Source organism: Xanthobacter sp. DMC12, from assembly GCF_056314105.1.
Genome location: NZ_JBQUYZ010000001.1, coordinates 1,507,091 through 1,523,251, shown reverse-complemented (window position 1 = coordinate 1,523,251; position 16,161 = coordinate 1,507,091). Strand labels below are relative to the sequence as shown.

Genomic DNA, 16,161 nt, shown 5'->3' with positions numbered 1-16,161 from the left:
GGCAGCTTTGCAAACCGGTGGATCAGGAGACCGGGACCAGCGCGCGGGCGCCCGCATCCGCCCGCAGCAGCTTCTTCACCGCCGGGCTCGCGACCACCTCGCCCTTGCCGGCGAAGGCCTCGTGGTTCTTCTCGATGTCGGTGAGGACATAGCGGTAGTTCACCATGAGCCCTGCCGCCTGGGCGATGCCCTTGGCCGAGAGGTCGCCCATGGGATTGATCTTCTCCAGCCGCGCGCCGTTGCCGAGGTGGAAGCGGGCCACTGGGTCCACCGGCTTGCCCTTAGAGGTGCGGGCAACCAGGAAATAATAGGCCGCGGCGGCGCACAGCACCGGCGTCAGCGCCTCGCGCACATCCGCCTTCTCCGCCCAGTCCGGCGTATCGAGCGCCTTGAGCGTCTCCTTGTCGGCGGGAGTGAGGGCGGCCGGCGTCTCGGCCTTGCGCTCGCCGTCGAGCCACGCGCGGAAGCCGGGGACGGGGGAGAGGGTGACGAAGGTGGTGAGGGAGGGAATCTCGCGGGAAATCTCCTCCACCACCTGCTTGATGAGGAAATTGCCGAACGAGACGCCGCCGAGCCCGCGCTGGCAGTTGGAGATGGAATAGAAGACGGCCGTGGTGGCCTTCTCCGGCTCCAGCAGCTCGCGTGACTGATCCAGCACCGGGGCGATGGCGCCGGGAATGTCCTTGGTGAGCGCCACTTCCACGAAGATCAGCGGCTCATCCACCAATGCCGGATGGAAGAAGGCGTAGCAGCGCCGGTCCGGGCTGTCGACGCGCGCGCGCAGGTCGTTCCAGTCGCGGATGGCATGCACCGCCTCGTAGCGGATGATCTTCTCCAGCACGTTGGCGGGCGTCGACCAGTCGATGCGTCGCAGCACGAGGAACCCCCGGTTGAACCAGGACGAGAACAGATGGCCGAAATCGCGATCCACGGCGGCGAGGTCACGCCGGAGCACCATGGCGTCCATCAGATGCTCGCGCATGCGGACGAGGGAGAGCGTCGCGCCGGCGGCCATGTTGAAGCGGCGGAACAGCTCCTGCCGGCGGGGCTCACTGGCGAGGTGGAGTTCGGCGGCCGCCGCATCCGATCCGGTGCGCCCGTAGCTGGCGATGGCGGCGTCGAGCCGGGCGCGGTCCGGCCCGAAGGTCTCAGCGAGCGCCTCGAAGAAGGCGATGCGCTCGCCGGTCTTCATGCGGGCGTAGCGATCGAGGATGTCGGTGGCGAGTGCCACGCCCGAGGCCTCGCCGCGACCGGAGAGAAGCTGCTCGCACCGCTCCACCAGCGTCGCCGCCTTGGTGGCGCCGGAGACGCGGGCGTTGCGATCCAGAAGGGCGCGGCCACGATCCGCGATGGTGGTGAGAAGATCGCCGAAGAAGGACGCGTTGGAAGTCATCGCCGCACTCCACCAGCCCCGATGCCGGATATCCCTGCCGTCATGGGACGGCGCGCCCGCCACGAAGGCAAGCCCATGGAGCCGGGGCAGGCCGTTCTCTTTCGGGTGATCCCGCCTGCGGTCTGGGGCAAAAGTGGCGCTCCGGTATCGAGATGTGGCATCTTTCAGGATCCCCGCGGCGTCTGTCGGCAATAGAAATCCAACTGCATTTTTTGTCAACATTCATGTATGCAAGATTTTCTCTCTTGCATTGAATGCTGGGACTCGGCTTTCTGATGCCGGGGAGTTCGCAAGGAGCGCCGTCGTGCGGGGAGAGCAGACGCCGAGGCTCAGGGAGGCGCTGGAGGACGATATCGTCGCCGGCCGGCTGAAGCCCGGGCAGCGGCTCGATGAGGTGGGCCTCGCCGAGCGGTTCGGCGTGTCACGCACACCCATCCGCGAGGCGCTGATCCAGCTTTCGTCGTCCGGCTTGGTGGAAATCCGCCCCCGCCGGGGCGCCTTCGTGGTGCTGCTGGGCCCGCGCGAACTCATCGAATCCTTCGAGTTGATGGCCGAGATCGAGGCCTCCTGCGGACGGCTCGCCGTGCAGCGTATGGGTCCCTCCGATCGGGAGGCGATTTCGGAGGCGCACGAGACCTGCCGCATCGCCGCGGCCGCCGGCGACGAGGAGGCCTATTACCCCGCCAACGCCCGTTTCCATGCCGCCATCTATGCCGCCACCGGCAACCGGGTTCTGGCGGGGGAGGCGCTGCGCTTGCAGCGCGGGCTCCAGCCCTATCGCCGCCTCCAGCTCAAGGTGCCGCGCCGGGTGGAAGCCTCGTTCGCCGAGCACCAGGGCATCGTCGATGCCCTGCTCGCCGGCGACGGCCCCCTCGCCGCCGAGCGCCTGAGAGCCCACGTGCTGGTGCAGGGCGAGCGCTTCATGACCCTGCTGGCCGCCCTCCAGGCCGAATCGGAGGCGCTGGAGGACGCCGGCTGATGGCTTTGATGACCTTCGACCCCATGCCGCCCGGGACGCCATTTGCCAACGTTCCGGCCGGCTCCATCCCGCTCCGGTGCCATCCGCGGCCCTCCCGAAGCACCCGTGGACACCGCCCCATCCCCTGTTGCCGGGCCGCAAACCTTCCGATAAAAGAAACCCGCTCCTGCGCCACGCACCCGTAGCTCAGCTGGATAGAGCGTTGCCCTCCGAAGGCAAAGGCCGCACGTTCGAATCGTGCCGGGTGCGCCAAATTTCCCTTGAAATCGCAGTCAGTTAGCGCAGGGCGATTAGCAGTCGCTGGCGGCAGGAAAGGGGCGCGGACCCACTACGGACCCACGGACCCACAAGGCGCGCCCAAGCGCCCCAGGCTGCGCACGCATCGATGGGAAACGGCCTGCGCTCGCCCCTAGCATGCAAATCGCCTGTCCTTGGGCTTCCTCGGCGGAGCGGATCGATGGTGAGCAATCTTGTCGCAGAATGGCGCAGCCTGCGGGACGACCGCGCCCCCGAGGGCGTGGGCCTAAGGACCGAACGGGCAGATGCCCTGGCGCGCGCGATCTGGGCGGCGCCGGCCGCCGACCTTCAGGCGGTGGCGGCGAAGCTCGAAGTGGTCAGCTCCCTGCTCGGCGATTCGGACCCATACATGGATTGCCGCCTGACCAAGGCAGTAGAAAACATCCGACAAGACGTTGAGCGCATCGCTGCGGCTTGAGGCATCGGTTCAGCGTTACGCTCCTTTGCCCTTGCTTTTTGCCTTGCCTTTGCCCGTCGCCTTTGGTGTGTCGACCGGCGCGAACACGGCGTCCATAAGAAAGTGCCCCCGCAGCCATGTGGCGAGGTATGGACCGAACCCAGGCTTTCCCGCGCTCCTACGCACGATGTCTTTCAGCAGAAGGATCCAATCTTGCTTCCGGCCCGCAATGAAGGCCTCCAAACCGAGACCTGTCGCCGCCATGGTCTTGATCGGCGGAATGGCGGCGTCAGGCGGCCAAAGAAGCCTCAGGAACGCGTCGAACACGGCGGCATGAGAGCCGATCTCAGCTTTAGGGCCAGAGAGGAAGCGGAGAGCTGCCTGAAGGCCAGGAAATCCATCGCGATCATCAAGTGCGATTTGGTAAAGCAGGGGTCCGCTTAGCGCGATTGTATCGTGCGCACGTGATGCCAAACCCACAACCGCCCTTCCATATTCAGAGGGCGAAACCAAACCAACACCAGTTGCAGCTAGAATGGCGACCTGTAACCAAATCCCGTCGCAACCAACTGCTGCAGATGACCACGCGCGGTACCGCATATCATCCGACAAAAGAATTGCGCCAGAATTCAGCGCAAGAAATGCAGCGTCAAGAAATTGATTACCTGCTATTTGCAGGCTCATTTCCGCAGCGTCCGACATCTCGTCAGGCAGGAGGACGGCTACTACATCAACGTTATCGAGTATGATCCCTCTTACAGACCGGATCGCTGAAATGTTGAGGTCACGCATCTCGTCAGTGACTTCAGTGCGAAAAAATTCTCCGTCACGCCAAGCGAGACTTAACTGCTCTCGCCCGCGCCCCTCATTCTCTCGTTCGATCATCCGATCGATCGTTCCAATGGTTGAGGCAGGAGTTTTTAGGCTGCCAAACCATGTTTTGATCGCGGGCAACACCCCTAGTTCGGCCGCCACCCACGCAGTATAGAGGTCGAGAACCGCGCCTTTTTTCTTGAACCGAAGAGCCATCCTATCCGCATGCATGCGCTCCTCGGCAGTTCCCCCGCAAGTAATGATGCGACCGCCGAGCTGTCGAACATGTTGAGCAAAATTTACGAAATTCCCCCCGACAGCCCTAGCAGCAACTCCAAGCGGAATGTTTTTTTCCAAATAGGCCTGTACATTTTTCTCATTTTGCTCTGCGGTCCTGCGCACCATCTCAAGAACATTCGAAATGTCATCATCCCCAACGTTAAATCGAGCAATGCCCGGTTTATCAGGAAAACGTGTTTCGAATTCTTCAATAATACGATTATATAGATAAATGTATTTGCTAGCGACCTGAATTACTGTCCATTTTTCGTCATCAAACCCGAGCTTCGATAGCTCGAAAGTATCGCCATTGCGCAGGCCCAATACGCGAGCAGCCGTAGCCGATATGGGTGAGAAGACTGAAATTCCAAAAAAGTCACCGCCTTCGTCGATTACGAACTCCTGCCTGCCGCCCTCCGCACCCTTAATCGACACAAACGTCCCCGCGCAAACGGCATCAACTTTAAAAAAATTGCTGCGCTCGGGCATGAGCGGCGCCAACGCTGCATATCCGAGGGCAACCGAGGCATTTTGAGGATTTTGGCGAACGAGATCGTATGCTGCACGGTAGGCACGATCTGCGTCGCCCTCGCGAAGAACTAATTGCGCAAGGGCCATCCGATGCTCTGCGGCACCCCTTAATCTGGAAAGGTCAAGGCGGCCAAGAACATCTCTTGCTTCCGCTTGCTTTTGCGAACGCTGTAGTGCGTCAACAAAAAGTAATGCCACGAAAGCGTCTGCCGGATCATCTGCGTGCAGATTGCGAAGCAAAATGAGTGCTTCTGAAATATTTCCAACATTCAAAAGAAGGCTCGCGTGAGCACGAGCCACGCCCCTATACTCGCGCACCGTGGCAGGTAACCGGTCAAAATATGCCAAATTCCTTTGGCGATGCGGACGCGCATTGGCGTGCGCGATTGCTAGACGCTCGTGTTCGCGCTCGAAACCTTCGAATGGTAGATGGCCGTCTAGAACCTGGATGATGGTCTCATGCGAGTCCGATCTTTCAGCGTAACTTGAGATCATGAGCCGTGTCGCGAGGCTGCAATCCGCCGGGACTGCGGCTAGCGCGGCTTCGAACGCCTTATTGGCAACAGTGCTCAATCCAAGATCGGCTGCGGCGTGAGCCACGAGGACAAGCCCGCGTGGACTGCTGCGAGTCGCATCAATGAGCTCGTACAGGCGTTTCGAGTCGGGGGAGCTTCCATCTGCCGGCCGGCCAGCATCCTTTATCGGTGCCAGCATAATCGCTGCTTCTACGACCCCCTTTTCGCTGTCCGGGACTCTTGCCCTTCCAAACAGAGCGGCGGCTTCCGCCCAAGTCCCGTTCTCAAGCGCAATAATCCCCGCCTGGAAGGCAAGATCTGGATCGTCCGGAGCTAAGCTTATAAGCCGCCGGGCCAATTCGACCTCTCCATAGCTCAAAGAGATCATCACAGCATTCTTTAAGACGTCGGGAGAAGTGAGGGCCTCGTCAGCTACACGCCGGGCGCACGTGAGCGCACGCTCATGATCGTTGAGGAGTCGATAGGCAACCATCGCTCCCGACAACGTATGTGCTGCATCGTCGTATCGATTTTTCAATAACCAGGGCCGACTCTTCCAGTCAGAATCGAGCACGGCCGCGGCGGCTATAAGTAACTCCCTTTGATTTCCTCCGATTATTTGAGTTATTTGGACCCGCTCGTCGCGGGATATTTCGTCTACATGGGACAATGCGACGAGCACTTTAATCTGCTCTGAGTCCGGAAAGCGTGACGTGGCGTCTCTAACCCATTCCCACCATGTGGGTCGAATATCGCGCGCGCTGAGGAATATGCCCTGCGCTACCGTTACGGATTCTTTGCTCTGAAGCTCCTCGGGAATACCATCAAGACCATCGGTGACAGACGGAACCATCACCGCAAACTGAGGCAGATAGGACGCGAGAGCCTCGTTGGTCGGATCGAGGGCAAGCTGTGCCCGACCGAAACGATAGGCTCCCTCAGGATCGCCGCCAAGCCACATTGCCAAGGCGCGGTTTGTGATCGCACGAGAATCAGCGGGCGCCTCGTCACATGCTTCGTTCAGCCATCGGACGGCTTCAGATGAGTCACCGGCGGCGAGATACTGGAGGCCGAGATTGGCCTTTGCACGGAACCGAATGGTCGCGCTTGCGTCGGTCGGTAGGCTCTCTAAGAAATTTTGGAACAGTCTCAAATTCGAGCTGGGATCGAAATTTCTCGCGCCATCGCGAAGCTTATCCAGCTGGTCGGAAAGAACCTGTTCGTGGGGAAGAACATTGCCGCGATCGTCGCCGTCCCGCAGCAGCAAGCGTGCCTCAAGACGTCTATAGATTAATTCCGCGATCTGGACTTCATTGGGCCCATAGTTGATAAGGACGTCTCTCGCAGCGTGCGCCTCTATTGTGACGACCGCGGCTTCTCGATCCGTATTGGTAACCGGCGCGCTGTTCGGACCTGCGAGCGCGCCGGCTATTTTCCCGGGTCTCTCCCGGTGTCCATCCGGATATTCTCGATAGTGACGTCGTTGGCGGCCCTCACCTTTGCAGCGAGTTCGCGCGAACCTTGGATGTCCCTGATGATGGCATTCCCGCCGGCTTCGATGTCCAATCCGATACGGGAATGGAAGGATTTGCTCGCCACCTCGTCAGCCTTCATTGCCTGCACAAGTGCTTCGACAAAAGGCTGAAGCTGAGCGGCTTCATCGGGACTAAGCCTGTCTCCAATCGACCGATCCAGCTCTTTGCGCCCTTCCTCCGCGGTCGCTGGATTTTCGATCTTGGCAAGAGCCGTCGACGCTCTGGTGCCGAAGACTTCTTGGACCTTTTCTTTGATTTTTCTGTAGGCGTCCTTAGTGGCCTCCTTGACCGCTTCCGAGCCTACAATGGTGGCGCCAAGATAAAGTAGAGCGGTGACGGTAAGAGGTTCAGGCATTCAATCCCCCGGATCACGAATCGCGCTATTAAACGGCAAAGTTGAGGGGGACGGCAATAACACGGCCCTGGCTGAGGATGTAGCCATACCTCGGTACACTCCGCAGTCGTTTCCGACGTGCGCGAACCACGCTGGGACAGGCCTAAAAAGCCGCACTCCGGCTTCGGGGCTCAGGATTTTGGTCTACTCGCGTCCTTAAGCGCCACGATACAGAGAGACCGATAGCGGTCGATCGCCTTCGGGCTCGTTGAGATCGGATTGATCGTGAAGGCTCGCAGCCCTTCGATGTCGCCGGCCTTTGCGAGGGCGACCACCTCGGCAAGCTTCTTGCGGAAGCGGGCGTGGGTGGGCGCGCTGAAGTCCGGCGCCGCCGGCATCTCGCCGCGCTGGGCAGCTTCGAGGGCCGCCGCGCGCTTGCCGGTGGGCTTGGGTGCCAGGGCCTTCGGGGCGGGTTTCTCGGGCTCCGCTTGGGCGGCTGCGGCGGCCGGCGCGGCTCGGCGCGCGGCGACGGGCTTCGCGGCCTTGGCAGGCGTCGGCGCCTTCTTGGGGGCCTGTGCCTTCGTGGCGCGGGCGGTGGCGGGCTTCGGGGCCTTCGGCACGACGTTCTCCTTCTCCGGGTTGATCGTGGCCGTCAGGGCGCTGCGGCCGGCGGCGTCCACGGCATAGAGCAGCGCGGGCCGGCGGAAGCGGGTAGCAAGGCGCAGGGCGGCGGCTTCAGCAGCCGAGCGGTCGGTGAACCGCTCGGTGGGCCGATCCCCGGTCGGCATATGCGCCGTCCACTCCACCGCGGCGGCGGCGATCGCGGCGTTGAAAGCGTCGGCGGGATGAGGGCGCTGGGGCATCATGACGGCTCCGATCGGCGTGCTCGCCACCAGCCATGAGGCCGCAAACGGAGCCAGCGGAATGTCAGCGGTTGAGCAGTTCCACGTCGATACCGCCGTGAGCGACGATAGCGGCTTGTTCTGCGAGCCGCCTGACCGCCTTGTTCGACAGATCAGCACTCGACTCCACACCCGCGACGCTGAGGATTATGTCGTCGGATGCGAGGTCGAGTAGGATGGCTGCCCCTGCGGCAAGCGCCTCCCGCAGAAGGGCATTGATGCGGAGGCTGGTCTGCTGTGTCGGGCCTGGCCGCCGGTAATTGCCGAACCGCCGCCGCAGGTTGACGGCTTCGCCGATGTAGATTCGGCCCCCGACCCGCATCCGATAGATGCCCGGCGTCTTCGGAGCGGCCGGAAATACGAGCTTGTCGTCCTCGCCCCGTATCACGGAGCCAAGGTGTCGCCACCTGAATCGAACGGCAATGTCGCCGAAGGGGGAGAAGTCCGACACGACCAGGGACGCTCCGTCGAAGGCAGGCCGGCGAGCAAGTGATTCGCCCTTCGCCGGGACAGCTCGCTCCCCCGGCGGACGTCGCCGGAAGCTGACCTTCTCGGCGCGCATATCCCTTCCCTCGCTCTGCCACCCCGCAGAGACCCATACTGCGTTGCTGCTCGCGTTTGACCACCATGGGCCGTGCTGTCGCGCGCTCGGGGGCAGTGAGAAGCCAAGGATAGCCTCGATCTCGGAAAATCCGAGCGTGACGAGATCATCGGTTTGAGCTTGGAGATGCTGCGCCAGCGCGGCGTATTTGGAATTCATCCTGGCAGCCTACCGGCGCCACCGACAATCGTCACGGCCGGCTTGCCCGGGCCGAACGGTCGGAGATGGGCGGCGCGGGCTCGCCAGGCACGAAAAGGGGACGGCCACGAAAGACCGCCCCCTCCTCGCGCGCCCATCCTGCGCAGGTGCTGCCGGCTGCATTTCCCGTCTATGCCGTCGCCTCCGGGCTCGGGATGCAGCTTGATGTTACCAGCCCGGCAACGGGGGCTGTTGAGACTGCTCGGAGGCGATGGGGGTGAACCTGCCGACCGCGGGGCCTACCGCGCGGTCGGGAAAATCGACATGGGCCTCAGGCGCGGGCCGCCGGTGCTACAACCGCCCGGCGCTTCACGGCTGCGAGGCGGTCGCCGAGGCGCTGCTTGGCGCGCTGGATGATTTCGGCGGCGGCGGCAGCCACCGCCTCCCGCATCGCCGGGTCCGCCGCGACGCTCGCCGGCAAGCTCGCCATCTCGGCCCGGAAGATGTCGACCATGCCGGTCAGCACTTTCTCAGCCTCGGCGGTCTCGATGGTGCGCTCGTCCATGACGGCGGTTTCCATCTCCACCTTCCGCGCTTTCGCGCCGCGCCACTGCGCCTCCTCGGCCGAACGGCTGATCCGGCGCGCGTCGTCCTGAAGCCACTTCGCATAGCCTTGGAGAACATCTTCGCGGAGCACGCTGCCATCCGGCTGCTTCGCGATGAAGCCTTCGCGGATGAGGCGGCCGACCCAAGGCGCGCTGCGGCCGATGAGGTCGCCGGCCTCCTCGATCATCAGCTTTCCGCTTTGGAGGTAACGGCTCCAACCGGCAATCAGCGGGCCGGCGGCAAAGCGCCCGTAATGGTCGGGGTCGGGAACGTAGCCGAGCCGCCGCGCGCGCTTCAGCGCGACGGGCTCGCACCCGAGCAGCTTCAGCGCGTTCGCTTTCGAGATCATGCCGGCTTGAACCGCAGGGAGGGGCCGGGCCGCCTTGGCGGTCTTCTCGGCCTGCTCGGCTGGGCCGGGGCTTGTCTTGGTCGTCGGGGCCATCGGGTGCTCCTGTCGTGCAGCGTTGGTCGGGCGGCGGTCAGCTTCCGCTGCTCTTCCAGAGGCCGCGCCAGTCGAGGGCCTTCGCGCCCACATCGAGCCGGCATTTCACCTCGATCCCGTCGACCTCGAACCCGACGCGCGTCTCAGTGAAGACGCCGCGGTGCCCTTCCAAATAGGCCAACTCCACGAGGTCGATCTGCGCCGGCGAGGCGGCGAGATACCAGGGGGCCGGTGCTCCCGCGAATCCATAGCGGCTGATCCCGATGTCGAGCCGCGGTTCGACAATAGGAACGATGCTCCGCAGGCTTTCGGGGACGAGATCGTCGAACTTCGCCGGCCGCAGGGGACCGAGGATTTGTTCGGCGGCGGTTGCCCGCGCGGATGACACGATCAGGAAGGCAGGCTTCAGGTTCAGGATCGTTCGGCCGTCGAGGCCAGACTGCAAGGCCATCGCAGCGCGGGCAGTCGAGAGCGCGTCGATGCTGATGACGCCGGACCCGAGATTGCCGTGGTCAGCGTGGAAGAGCGCCTTCCCATCCGCCATCGCGGGGTTCGCCATGATCTGCGCCCAAACCACGTCCGATTCGAGATTCGCCGCCTGCACACCCATGGCGCGGGGCAGGCGGGTGAGGGCTTCGAGATCATCATTCACGAGCGTCTGGCGCGTGATCCCGATAATCTTGCCGAAGGTCGCCACCCTGTACGTTTCGCCACCCTCAACCATGGCGCCGCGCCGGAACTCCCCACCTTCGCCGACCGGCTCAAGGGCGGGCGCCTCGCCAAGCTGGGCGCGGCTGATGGGTTTGAAGTCCGGCACCGTCGTCTCGCGGACAATGGGACGGAAGGTCTGCGGCAGGGCCTCGTAGCCGGCGCGAAGCGCTTTGCCGGCAACGTTGGCGAGCAGCGTGGGGAAATCGGAGCTGCTCTGAAGGCCGCTGGCCGCGCGTTCCGCCGAAACGGCGAACACGCGGTCGGCAAGTTGGGTACGGGCGAGGCCGGCCGTTCGGATGCCATCGGCTTCGAGGCAGTCGCGCGCCAGTTCGATCAGCGACAGCGCGCGGAAGTCGCGGCCATCGTCGGTGAGCGGTACGGCTGCCGGATCGGCACGGTGCTGGATGGCGTTCTCGATGGCGGCCGCACGCCGGGTTGCGTTGGCAGGGCCGGCGTGGACGGCGGGGCGGGGGGTGGTCAGAACTTCAGCGGGCATCGTGGGGGCCTTTCGAATTGTCGTGGTCGGTTGGAGGGGCAGCGTCAGGCGACTCCGTAATCCGCCTGAAGGCCGCGAAGGGCAGTCCGCACCTCGTCGCCCAGGCGGGCGGCGCCGCGGCGAAGGAGCTCGTCGGCGTTCGTGATCCCGCCGGCATGCACCGTCATGGTGACGGTGACGTTCACCGGGCCGCCGCCGAGCGCATGGTTCGGGGTGATCCCGCCGGAGGCGCCGGGCGTGAACAGCTCGGGGCCGCGCTCGCCGACGATGTAAGATCGGCCGCGCGAGACCGGGCCGCCCGCCGCGCGGGCGCCGGCAACGGGCGGCGTGCCCCCGGTCGCGTTGCCCATCGGGTCGGTGGCCGAGCTGCCGCCGCCCCCGCCGCCGAGCAGCCCGCCCAGGCTCGGCATCCTGATCTTGCTGGAGATGTCGATGCTGCCGATCGCCGACATGATCCGGCCCGGCAGCGCGGCGAACCATGCGACAAGCTCGTCGAGCTTCGATTTCACGGCGCCGATCAGCCCGTCCATCCACTGGTAGCCGACCGCCTCCCATGCGGCCTTCTGGTCGGCGCCGAGCCGCTCCGGCTTGAGCCACGAGGCGATCACATCCCACAGGCCGCCGAGCTTCTCGCCGATCCATGAGCCGAGACTGCCCACCCAGTCGAGCAAGGGCTGAATGCGCGCGCGGATCGGCTCGACGACCGGCCCGAGAGCCTCGCCCAGGCGCCGGCCGACCCCGCGGAAAACTGAGGCGATGCGATCCCAATATTTGTAGATCAGCACCACCCCGCCCGCGATCACCGCGACCACCGCAGCGATGCCGGCCGCCACCGGCGCCGTGATGCCGACGAGCGCGCCGCCGATCAGCGGCAGCGCCGAGACCATCCCGCGCAGGCCGGTGGCGAGCGTGCCGAAGAGCCCGAGCTTGACGCCGTTCATCGCCGCGAGGGCGCGCTGCAAGGTGATGGCGCCGCCGGCCGCCTTCGCCATCTTGCTGAAGGGCGCCACTACAAGGAGCGCCCCCTTCGCGACCTGAAGCAGGCCGCCCTTCATGAGCAGGAAGGCGTATCGCGTTGCGATGCTGACCACACGCAGGCCCATCAGCCCGGCGGCGATGCCGACGATGCCGCGGGCGGCGGCCGGGTGCGCTTCGGCGACATCCGCGATCTTGTTCGCATACGGGCCGAGGGCGTCGGTGATCTGTGTCAGGGCGGGGAGCAGCGCGGACCCCAGCGCGATGTTCAGGTTCTCGACGCTGGCTTTGAACCGCGCTGTCGCCGACGCCGCTGTCTTCGTGCGGCGGGCGAAATCCTCCTCGACCATGCCGGTCGCCTTAAGGGCCTCGGCGCGGATGCGGCGATATTCCTCGATGTTCTGCATCAGGGCGAGCATGCCCAGCTGCACCTGCGCATCCTCGAACAGGTCGCTCAGCTTGGCGCCCTTCTTCATCGCGCGCTGGGTCGCAAGCGCGATGGTCTCAATGGGCGAGATGCCCTTCTTCGCGCCCGCCGCAAGTTCCTTGGAAATGTCGATCCCGAACCCCTTGAACTTCTTCCGGGTCGCGGGGCTCTCGATCTTCTGCATAACGTTGCGCAGGTTCGTTGCCGCCTCAGCGGCATCGCCCGCGCCGCGCCGCGTGATCTGAAGAGCGGCGGCGAGGTCCGCGACGCCCTTCACCCCGACGATGCCGAGGTTTTGTGCCTGCGCCGCCAGGGACGGGAAGTACTGCGCCATATCGCGCAGCTCGAACGCGCCCTCCTTGCCCGACTTCGCCATCGCGTCGAAGGCGGCCATCATCTGGCCGGCGGGCACTTTCAAGTTCTGAAGGGCGGCCACGCCGGCCTTGCCGACATCCTCGGCTGCGGCCCGATAGGCCACCGCCACCTTGGCGACTGCGGGACCGATCGCGAGCGCGTCATTGGCGCCCAGGCCGAGGCCGACCATGGCGTCGATGGCCCGCCCCATATCCATCGCGCCGAGGTTTGTCGCCCGGCCCATGTCTCGGATTTGCCGGCCAAGCGCGGTGAGCGGGGCGCCGGAAAGATCGGCCTTCTGGCCGAGGTCTTCCATCAGCGTCTCGAAATTCATCGCGGCGCTGATCGGCGCGCCGAGCGCGGCCCGCAGGGTGTAGAAGCCGGCCACCGCATCGAGCAGCTTGCCGCGCGTCGCATCGAGGGCGCGATTGTTCGCCTCGATGCGACTTGCGAGGCCCGCCTGCATCCCCGCTAGATTGATGCCCTTCGCCGCCGCGCCGATACCGCGCAGCGCCGCCGCCGCGCCCTTGGCCGGGCCGGAAACGCCGTCGATGAGGCGGACGATGAGTTGAGATGTCAGGTTCGGCATGGGCGGCTTCCTTCGTCAGTCGTCAGTGCCGCCGACTGCGGCGCGAGGGCTGGGTTCGGTGCAGCGCTCCGGCGAGGTTGATCGCGCGGGCCAAATCGGCGTGGAAAACGCCACCTTCGCCCACGGCAGCGTTGGCCGCCTGAAGGAGATCGGTGACCTCGAGCTGATCGATCAGCGCCGCTCCTCGCGGTTCAAGACGAGCGAGCAGAGCAAGCGCCAGGGTGGTGGATGCGCTGATGGTCTGCCCCAGCCTGCCGAGGTCTTCGAACTGCTTCTGACAGGCGAGCACATCGCCGGCGCAGGGCGGGCGAAGGGTGAGCGAAGTGACGGTAGTGCTGTCTACTTCGATCGGGTGCCCGAGCCAGAAGGTGAAGGCCGCGGGGGCGGTCATTCCGCAGCCTCCATGGGCGCGATACCGAGCAAGCGGTAGGCGTCGAGCGCTTCGCCGAGACCGGTGAATGTTCCAAGGGGCGGCAGCGAGATGCTCGCGTGAACGTCGGGTCGCGAAACGTGGGAGCCGAGCGGCGGGAACGCACGTTCGACTGGGCCGGCAACGAGGTCGTCGTGCCGACCGGCGGCTCGGAGCCGGGCGTTCAGATCGGCCACGCGCGCCTCCGCAGCATCAGCAGCAGCGAGCGCGGCGGCGATCGCACTTGCGGCGGCCTCGTATTCCTCTGCCAGTCGCCTTCCGGTCGCCTGGGCCTCGACCCGGATGGCGGCAAGGTCACGGTCGAGTGCCGCCTCGGTCTCCTGCTCGCGGGCTTCGGCAACCTGCACCGCGAGGTGATCGGCGGCGATCTGCCCGCGCTCCAACTCGGTGCGCGCCTTCGCCAGGGCGAGTTCGAGCTTGGCGACTTCGGCGTCCGGTGCCCCGCTCAGCAGCGCGTCGCGGCGGGATCGCTCAGCGGCGAGCACCTGCTCGCCAAGCGCGCCGATGTCGATCCGCTTCAGCGCGGCTTCGAGTTCGGACGCGCTCGGCGCCTTTTTGGCGCCCCGCAGTTTCGAGAGGACATCAAGCACTGACATCGAAGTCTCCAAGTTGGATCAAGCCCCGCGGCACATGCCGCTCAACGATTTGATGGACAGTGTTTCCGCTAATTACGCCGTGTATCCACAAATGATCCACGATTTCGGAAACGGCGGACCAAACATCTGGCCGCTCAAACACTGTCTTTGTTTTCGATTCCACAGAACGATACAGCGTCAATAGCCTTTGGTCACTGGCTTCGAGCCCGCATTCGATGAACAAAAGCAAAAAAACTTGACAGCGGTCGCAGCGTCCAAAGCTGCCGCGGCGGACCGCAGATGCGTGCTCCTTCAGCTCCTCGTCGTCGGCGATATCGGCCCAATACGGACGACGGCCCACAGCAACCCAGCCTGCGGCGACGACCATCGCGCGCCGGATGGTCGACAGCTCGTTCAGGCTGCCCGGCGCGAACGAGCAAAGACCAGAGCCGGCGACTTGAACGGCTTCGACGCGGGCGCCCGCCAACGCGCCGAGAACCGCGTGCGACGCTTCGTGCAACATCGTTTTCTCGCGCCATGGAAGTTCGGGAAGCTCCTCCGTTCCCTCAACCGGGCCGCCCCATTCGGGCGCGACGGTGCCCGCCGGCATCTCGGCCGGTTCGAGCATCAGCCGCGATGAGCCGGGGCCATCGGCGCAGCATGCGCGCGTCAGATAGGTCTTGCAGGGATGCAATCATGCCTCCGTGAGGTTGGATTTTCAAATGCGTCGGGGAAAACCGAACCGCGGATTCGAAATTCGGAAAAACGCCCAAAAGCCGCGGGCGGCGCGCCCGCATGGGGCGGGGGGCTTGGGAAGTACCTTGGCCCCCGTACCCTCGGCCCCCCCCCCCGCCGCTGCCCCCGCCCGCCTGAGGGGGCCGCCTACGCCCGCCGCGCCCCGCCGGCAGGGGGAGGGGCAAGGGCCGCCCGCCCCCAGTCCTGCGCGCCGACGATCGCTCGCCGCGCGGGCCGCGCGCCGGGCGCGCCCGCGTCACCAATCCTGGCGGCAGAGGTCAGGCAGCGCCGCCCCCTCAACGGTCAAGGCGACTCTGTCGGGACCGGAGATGGTCAGGAGCCCATCGGCAACGATGACGAGCAGCGCGTTGCGTGTCGCTGCCTGCCGCCGTCCGATCTGTTCGGCTATAGAGGCCACCGCCACACCCCCACGACCTCCGCGACGAAGGATGGCATAGGCCCACCGCCGCTCCGACGCGCTCAACCTCGATGCTCTGGTCATCAGACACGCCCTTTGAAGCTGTCCGCCCGCCGGTCCGCGCGCCACAGGCGCGGCCGGACGGGCTGCTGGGGTCAGAAAAGTTCGCCGCGCGCGAAATGCCGGAGGCCTACCGGGCTGAAGCGGTAGCGATCGGGGTCGGCTTGGACCACGAAGCCGTCTCCCTCCAGGCACCGCAAGGAGCAGCGGACGGCGTGGGCCGAGATGTCGAGACAATGGGCGACCCGACCGATGTCGATCCCATCCTCGTGGGCATCCCAGAGCAGGAGGCCTACATCGTGCTCGACGTGACGCTCGAAGGGAGTTGCCGGTAGCGACCGATCGATCGGCCGCCGGCTTGCAGGAGGAATCGGAGGGACCGGGGCGGCAAACCAGTGCTCGCCGATATCGCGAATGGCCCCCTTGTCGACCATGTGGTCGAGCAATTCGAAGACTGCCGGCTTTTCTAAGTCGACGAGGGCAAGAATTAGCCCGAGTCGAACTGCCCCATGTCGATTAACGAGACTGCTCACCTTGGCCTCGCTGGGATCGTAATCATCCATGCGTGCTCTCCTTCATCTTGGGGGGTGTTGCACTTTGGGTCTTGTGCCGAGGACAAATGGAGGGGA

General features: G+C 64.8%; 14 protein-coding genes and 1 tRNA gene. 3 read left to right on the top strand and 12 right to left on the bottom strand.

Annotated features, from left to right (window positions below):
- Positions 1-22 precede the first annotated feature (22 nt).
- A complete protein-coding gene (locus ACT535_RS07050) occupies positions 23-1,393 on the bottom strand; it encodes a malonyl-CoA decarboxylase (protein ID WP_476363824.1) in 1,371 nt (456 codons plus the stop codon).
- 304 nt (positions 1,394-1,697) lie between these two features.
- Here ACT535_RS07050 and ACT535_RS07045 point away from each other — a divergent pair, with 304 nt between their 5' ends.
- The 3 genes from ACT535_RS07045 to ACT535_RS07035 all read left to right on the top strand — a co-directional run bounded on the left by ACT535_RS07045 (position 1,698) and on the right by ACT535_RS07035 (position 3,087).
- Positions 1,698-2,372, top strand: coding sequence for a GntR family transcriptional regulator (locus ACT535_RS07045; RefSeq protein WP_168459851.1), 675 nt, complete (start codon positions 1,698-1,700; stop codon positions 2,370-2,372).
- A 175-nt stretch (positions 2,373-2,547) separates the two neighbouring features.
- Positions 2,548-2,624: transfer RNA gene (locus tag ACT535_RS07040), tRNA-Arg, on the top strand.
- Positions 2,625-2,829: 205 nt separating this feature from the next.
- The gene (locus ACT535_RS07035; protein WP_476363823.1) at positions 2,830-3,087 is read left to right on the top strand and encodes a hypothetical protein; all 258 of its coding nucleotides are present in this window, start codon (positions 2,830-2,832) and stop codon (positions 3,085-3,087) included.
- 15 nt (positions 3,088-3,102) lie between these two features.
- On the opposite strand, the gene ACT535_RS07030 is transcribed toward ACT535_RS07035, so the two are convergent.
- The 11 genes from ACT535_RS07030 to ACT535_RS06980 all read right to left on the bottom strand — a co-directional run bounded on the left by ACT535_RS07030 (position 3,103) and on the right by ACT535_RS06980 (position 16,095).
- Positions 3,103-6,471, bottom strand: a complete 3,369-nt coding sequence (locus ACT535_RS07030) for a PIN domain-containing protein (RefSeq protein ID WP_476363822.1) — start codon at positions 6,469-6,471, stop codon at positions 3,103-3,105.
- 161 nt (positions 6,472-6,632) lie between these two features.
- Complete coding sequence (locus ACT535_RS07025) at positions 6,633-7,094, bottom strand: hypothetical protein (RefSeq protein WP_476363821.1); 462 nt, start codon at positions 7,092-7,094, stop codon at positions 6,633-6,635.
- 170 nt (positions 7,095-7,264) lie between these two features.
- On the bottom strand, positions 7,265-8,095 hold the full coding sequence (locus ACT535_RS07020) for a hypothetical protein (RefSeq protein WP_476363820.1): 831 nt from the start codon (positions 8,093-8,095) through the stop codon (positions 7,265-7,267).
- Positions 8,001-8,735, bottom strand: a complete 735-nt coding sequence (locus tag ACT535_RS07015; protein ID WP_476363819.1) for a DUF7662 domain-containing protein — start codon at positions 8,733-8,735, stop codon at positions 8,001-8,003. The genes ACT535_RS07020 and ACT535_RS07015 overlap by 95 nt, the downstream gene beginning before the upstream one ends.
- Positions 8,736-9,045: 310 nt before the next feature.
- Positions 9,046-9,762: a hypothetical protein gene (locus ACT535_RS07010; protein WP_476363818.1), complete on the bottom strand. Its 717-nt coding sequence runs from the start codon at positions 9,760-9,762 to the stop codon at positions 9,046-9,048.
- 37 nt (positions 9,763-9,799) lie between these two features.
- Positions 9,800-10,969 carry a phage major capsid protein gene (locus ACT535_RS07005; protein WP_476363817.1) on the bottom strand — a complete coding sequence of 390 codons (1,170 nt, stop codon included), beginning with the start codon at positions 10,967-10,969 and terminating at the stop codon, positions 9,800-9,802.
- A gap of 44 nt (positions 10,970-11,013) precedes the next feature.
- Positions 11,014-13,314, bottom strand: a complete 2,301-nt coding sequence (locus ACT535_RS07000; protein ID WP_476363816.1) for a phage tail tape measure protein — start codon at positions 13,312-13,314, stop codon at positions 11,014-11,016.
- Between the two features lie 22 nt (positions 13,315-13,336).
- Positions 13,337-13,705, bottom strand: a complete 369-nt coding sequence (locus ACT535_RS06995; protein ID WP_476363815.1) for a phage tail assembly protein — start codon at positions 13,703-13,705, stop codon at positions 13,337-13,339.
- Entirely contained in the window at positions 13,702-14,340 is a 639-nt protein-coding gene (locus ACT535_RS06990; protein ID WP_476363814.1) for a hypothetical protein, read from the bottom strand. Before ACT535_RS06990 ends, ACT535_RS06995 begins: the two co-directional genes overlap by 4 nt.
- Positions 14,327-15,013 (bottom strand): hypothetical protein, encoded by a 687-nt coding sequence (locus ACT535_RS06985; protein WP_476363813.1) that lies wholly within the window; start codon positions 15,011-15,013, stop codon positions 14,327-14,329. The genes ACT535_RS06990 and ACT535_RS06985 overlap by 14 nt, the downstream gene beginning before the upstream one ends.
- 614 nt (positions 15,014-15,627) lie before the next feature.
- Positions 15,628-16,095 carry a hypothetical protein gene (locus ACT535_RS06980; RefSeq protein WP_476363812.1) on the bottom strand — a complete coding sequence of 156 codons (468 nt, stop codon included), beginning with the start codon at positions 16,093-16,095 and terminating at the stop codon, positions 15,628-15,630.
- Positions 16,096-16,161: the final 66 nt, after the last annotated feature.

Bases quoted from the DNA above. Each gene is read 5' to 3' on its own strand.
- ACT535_RS07015 (WP_476363819.1), bottom strand. From the start codon at position 8,735: ATGAATTCCAAATACGCCGCGCTGGCGCAGCATCTCCAAGCTCAAACC.
- ACT535_RS06990 (WP_476363814.1), bottom strand. From the start codon at position 14,340: ATGTCAGTGCTTGATGTCCTCTCGAAACTGCGGGGCGCCAAAAAGGCG.
- ACT535_RS07025 (WP_476363821.1), bottom strand. From the start codon at position 7,094: ATGCCTGAACCTCTTACCGTCACCGCTCTACTTTATCTTGGCGCCACC.
- ACT535_RS07035 (WP_476363823.1), top strand. From the start codon at position 2,830: ATGGTGAGCAATCTTGTCGCAGAATGGCGCAGCCTGCGGGACGACCGC.
- ACT535_RS07005 (WP_476363817.1), bottom strand. From the start codon at position 10,969: ATGCCCGCTGAAGTTCTGACCACCCCCCGCCCCGCCGTCCACGCCGGC.
- ACT535_RS07010 (WP_476363818.1), bottom strand. From the start codon at position 9,762: ATGGCCCCGACGACCAAGACAAGCCCCGGCCCAGCCGAGCAGGCCGAG.
- ACT535_RS06995 (WP_476363815.1), bottom strand. From the start codon at position 13,705: ATGACCGCCCCCGCGGCCTTCACCTTCTGGCTCGGGCACCCGATCGAA.
- ACT535_RS07050 (WP_476363824.1), bottom strand. From the start codon at position 1,393: ATGACTTCCAACGCGTCCTTCTTCGGCGATCTTCTCACCACCATCGCG.
- ACT535_RS07000 (WP_476363816.1), bottom strand. From the start codon at position 13,314: ATGCCGAACCTGACATCTCAACTCATCGTCCGCCTCATCGACGGCGTT.
- ACT535_RS06980 (WP_476363812.1), bottom strand. From the start codon at position 16,095: ATGGATGATTACGATCCCAGCGAGGCCAAGGTGAGCAGTCTCGTTAAT.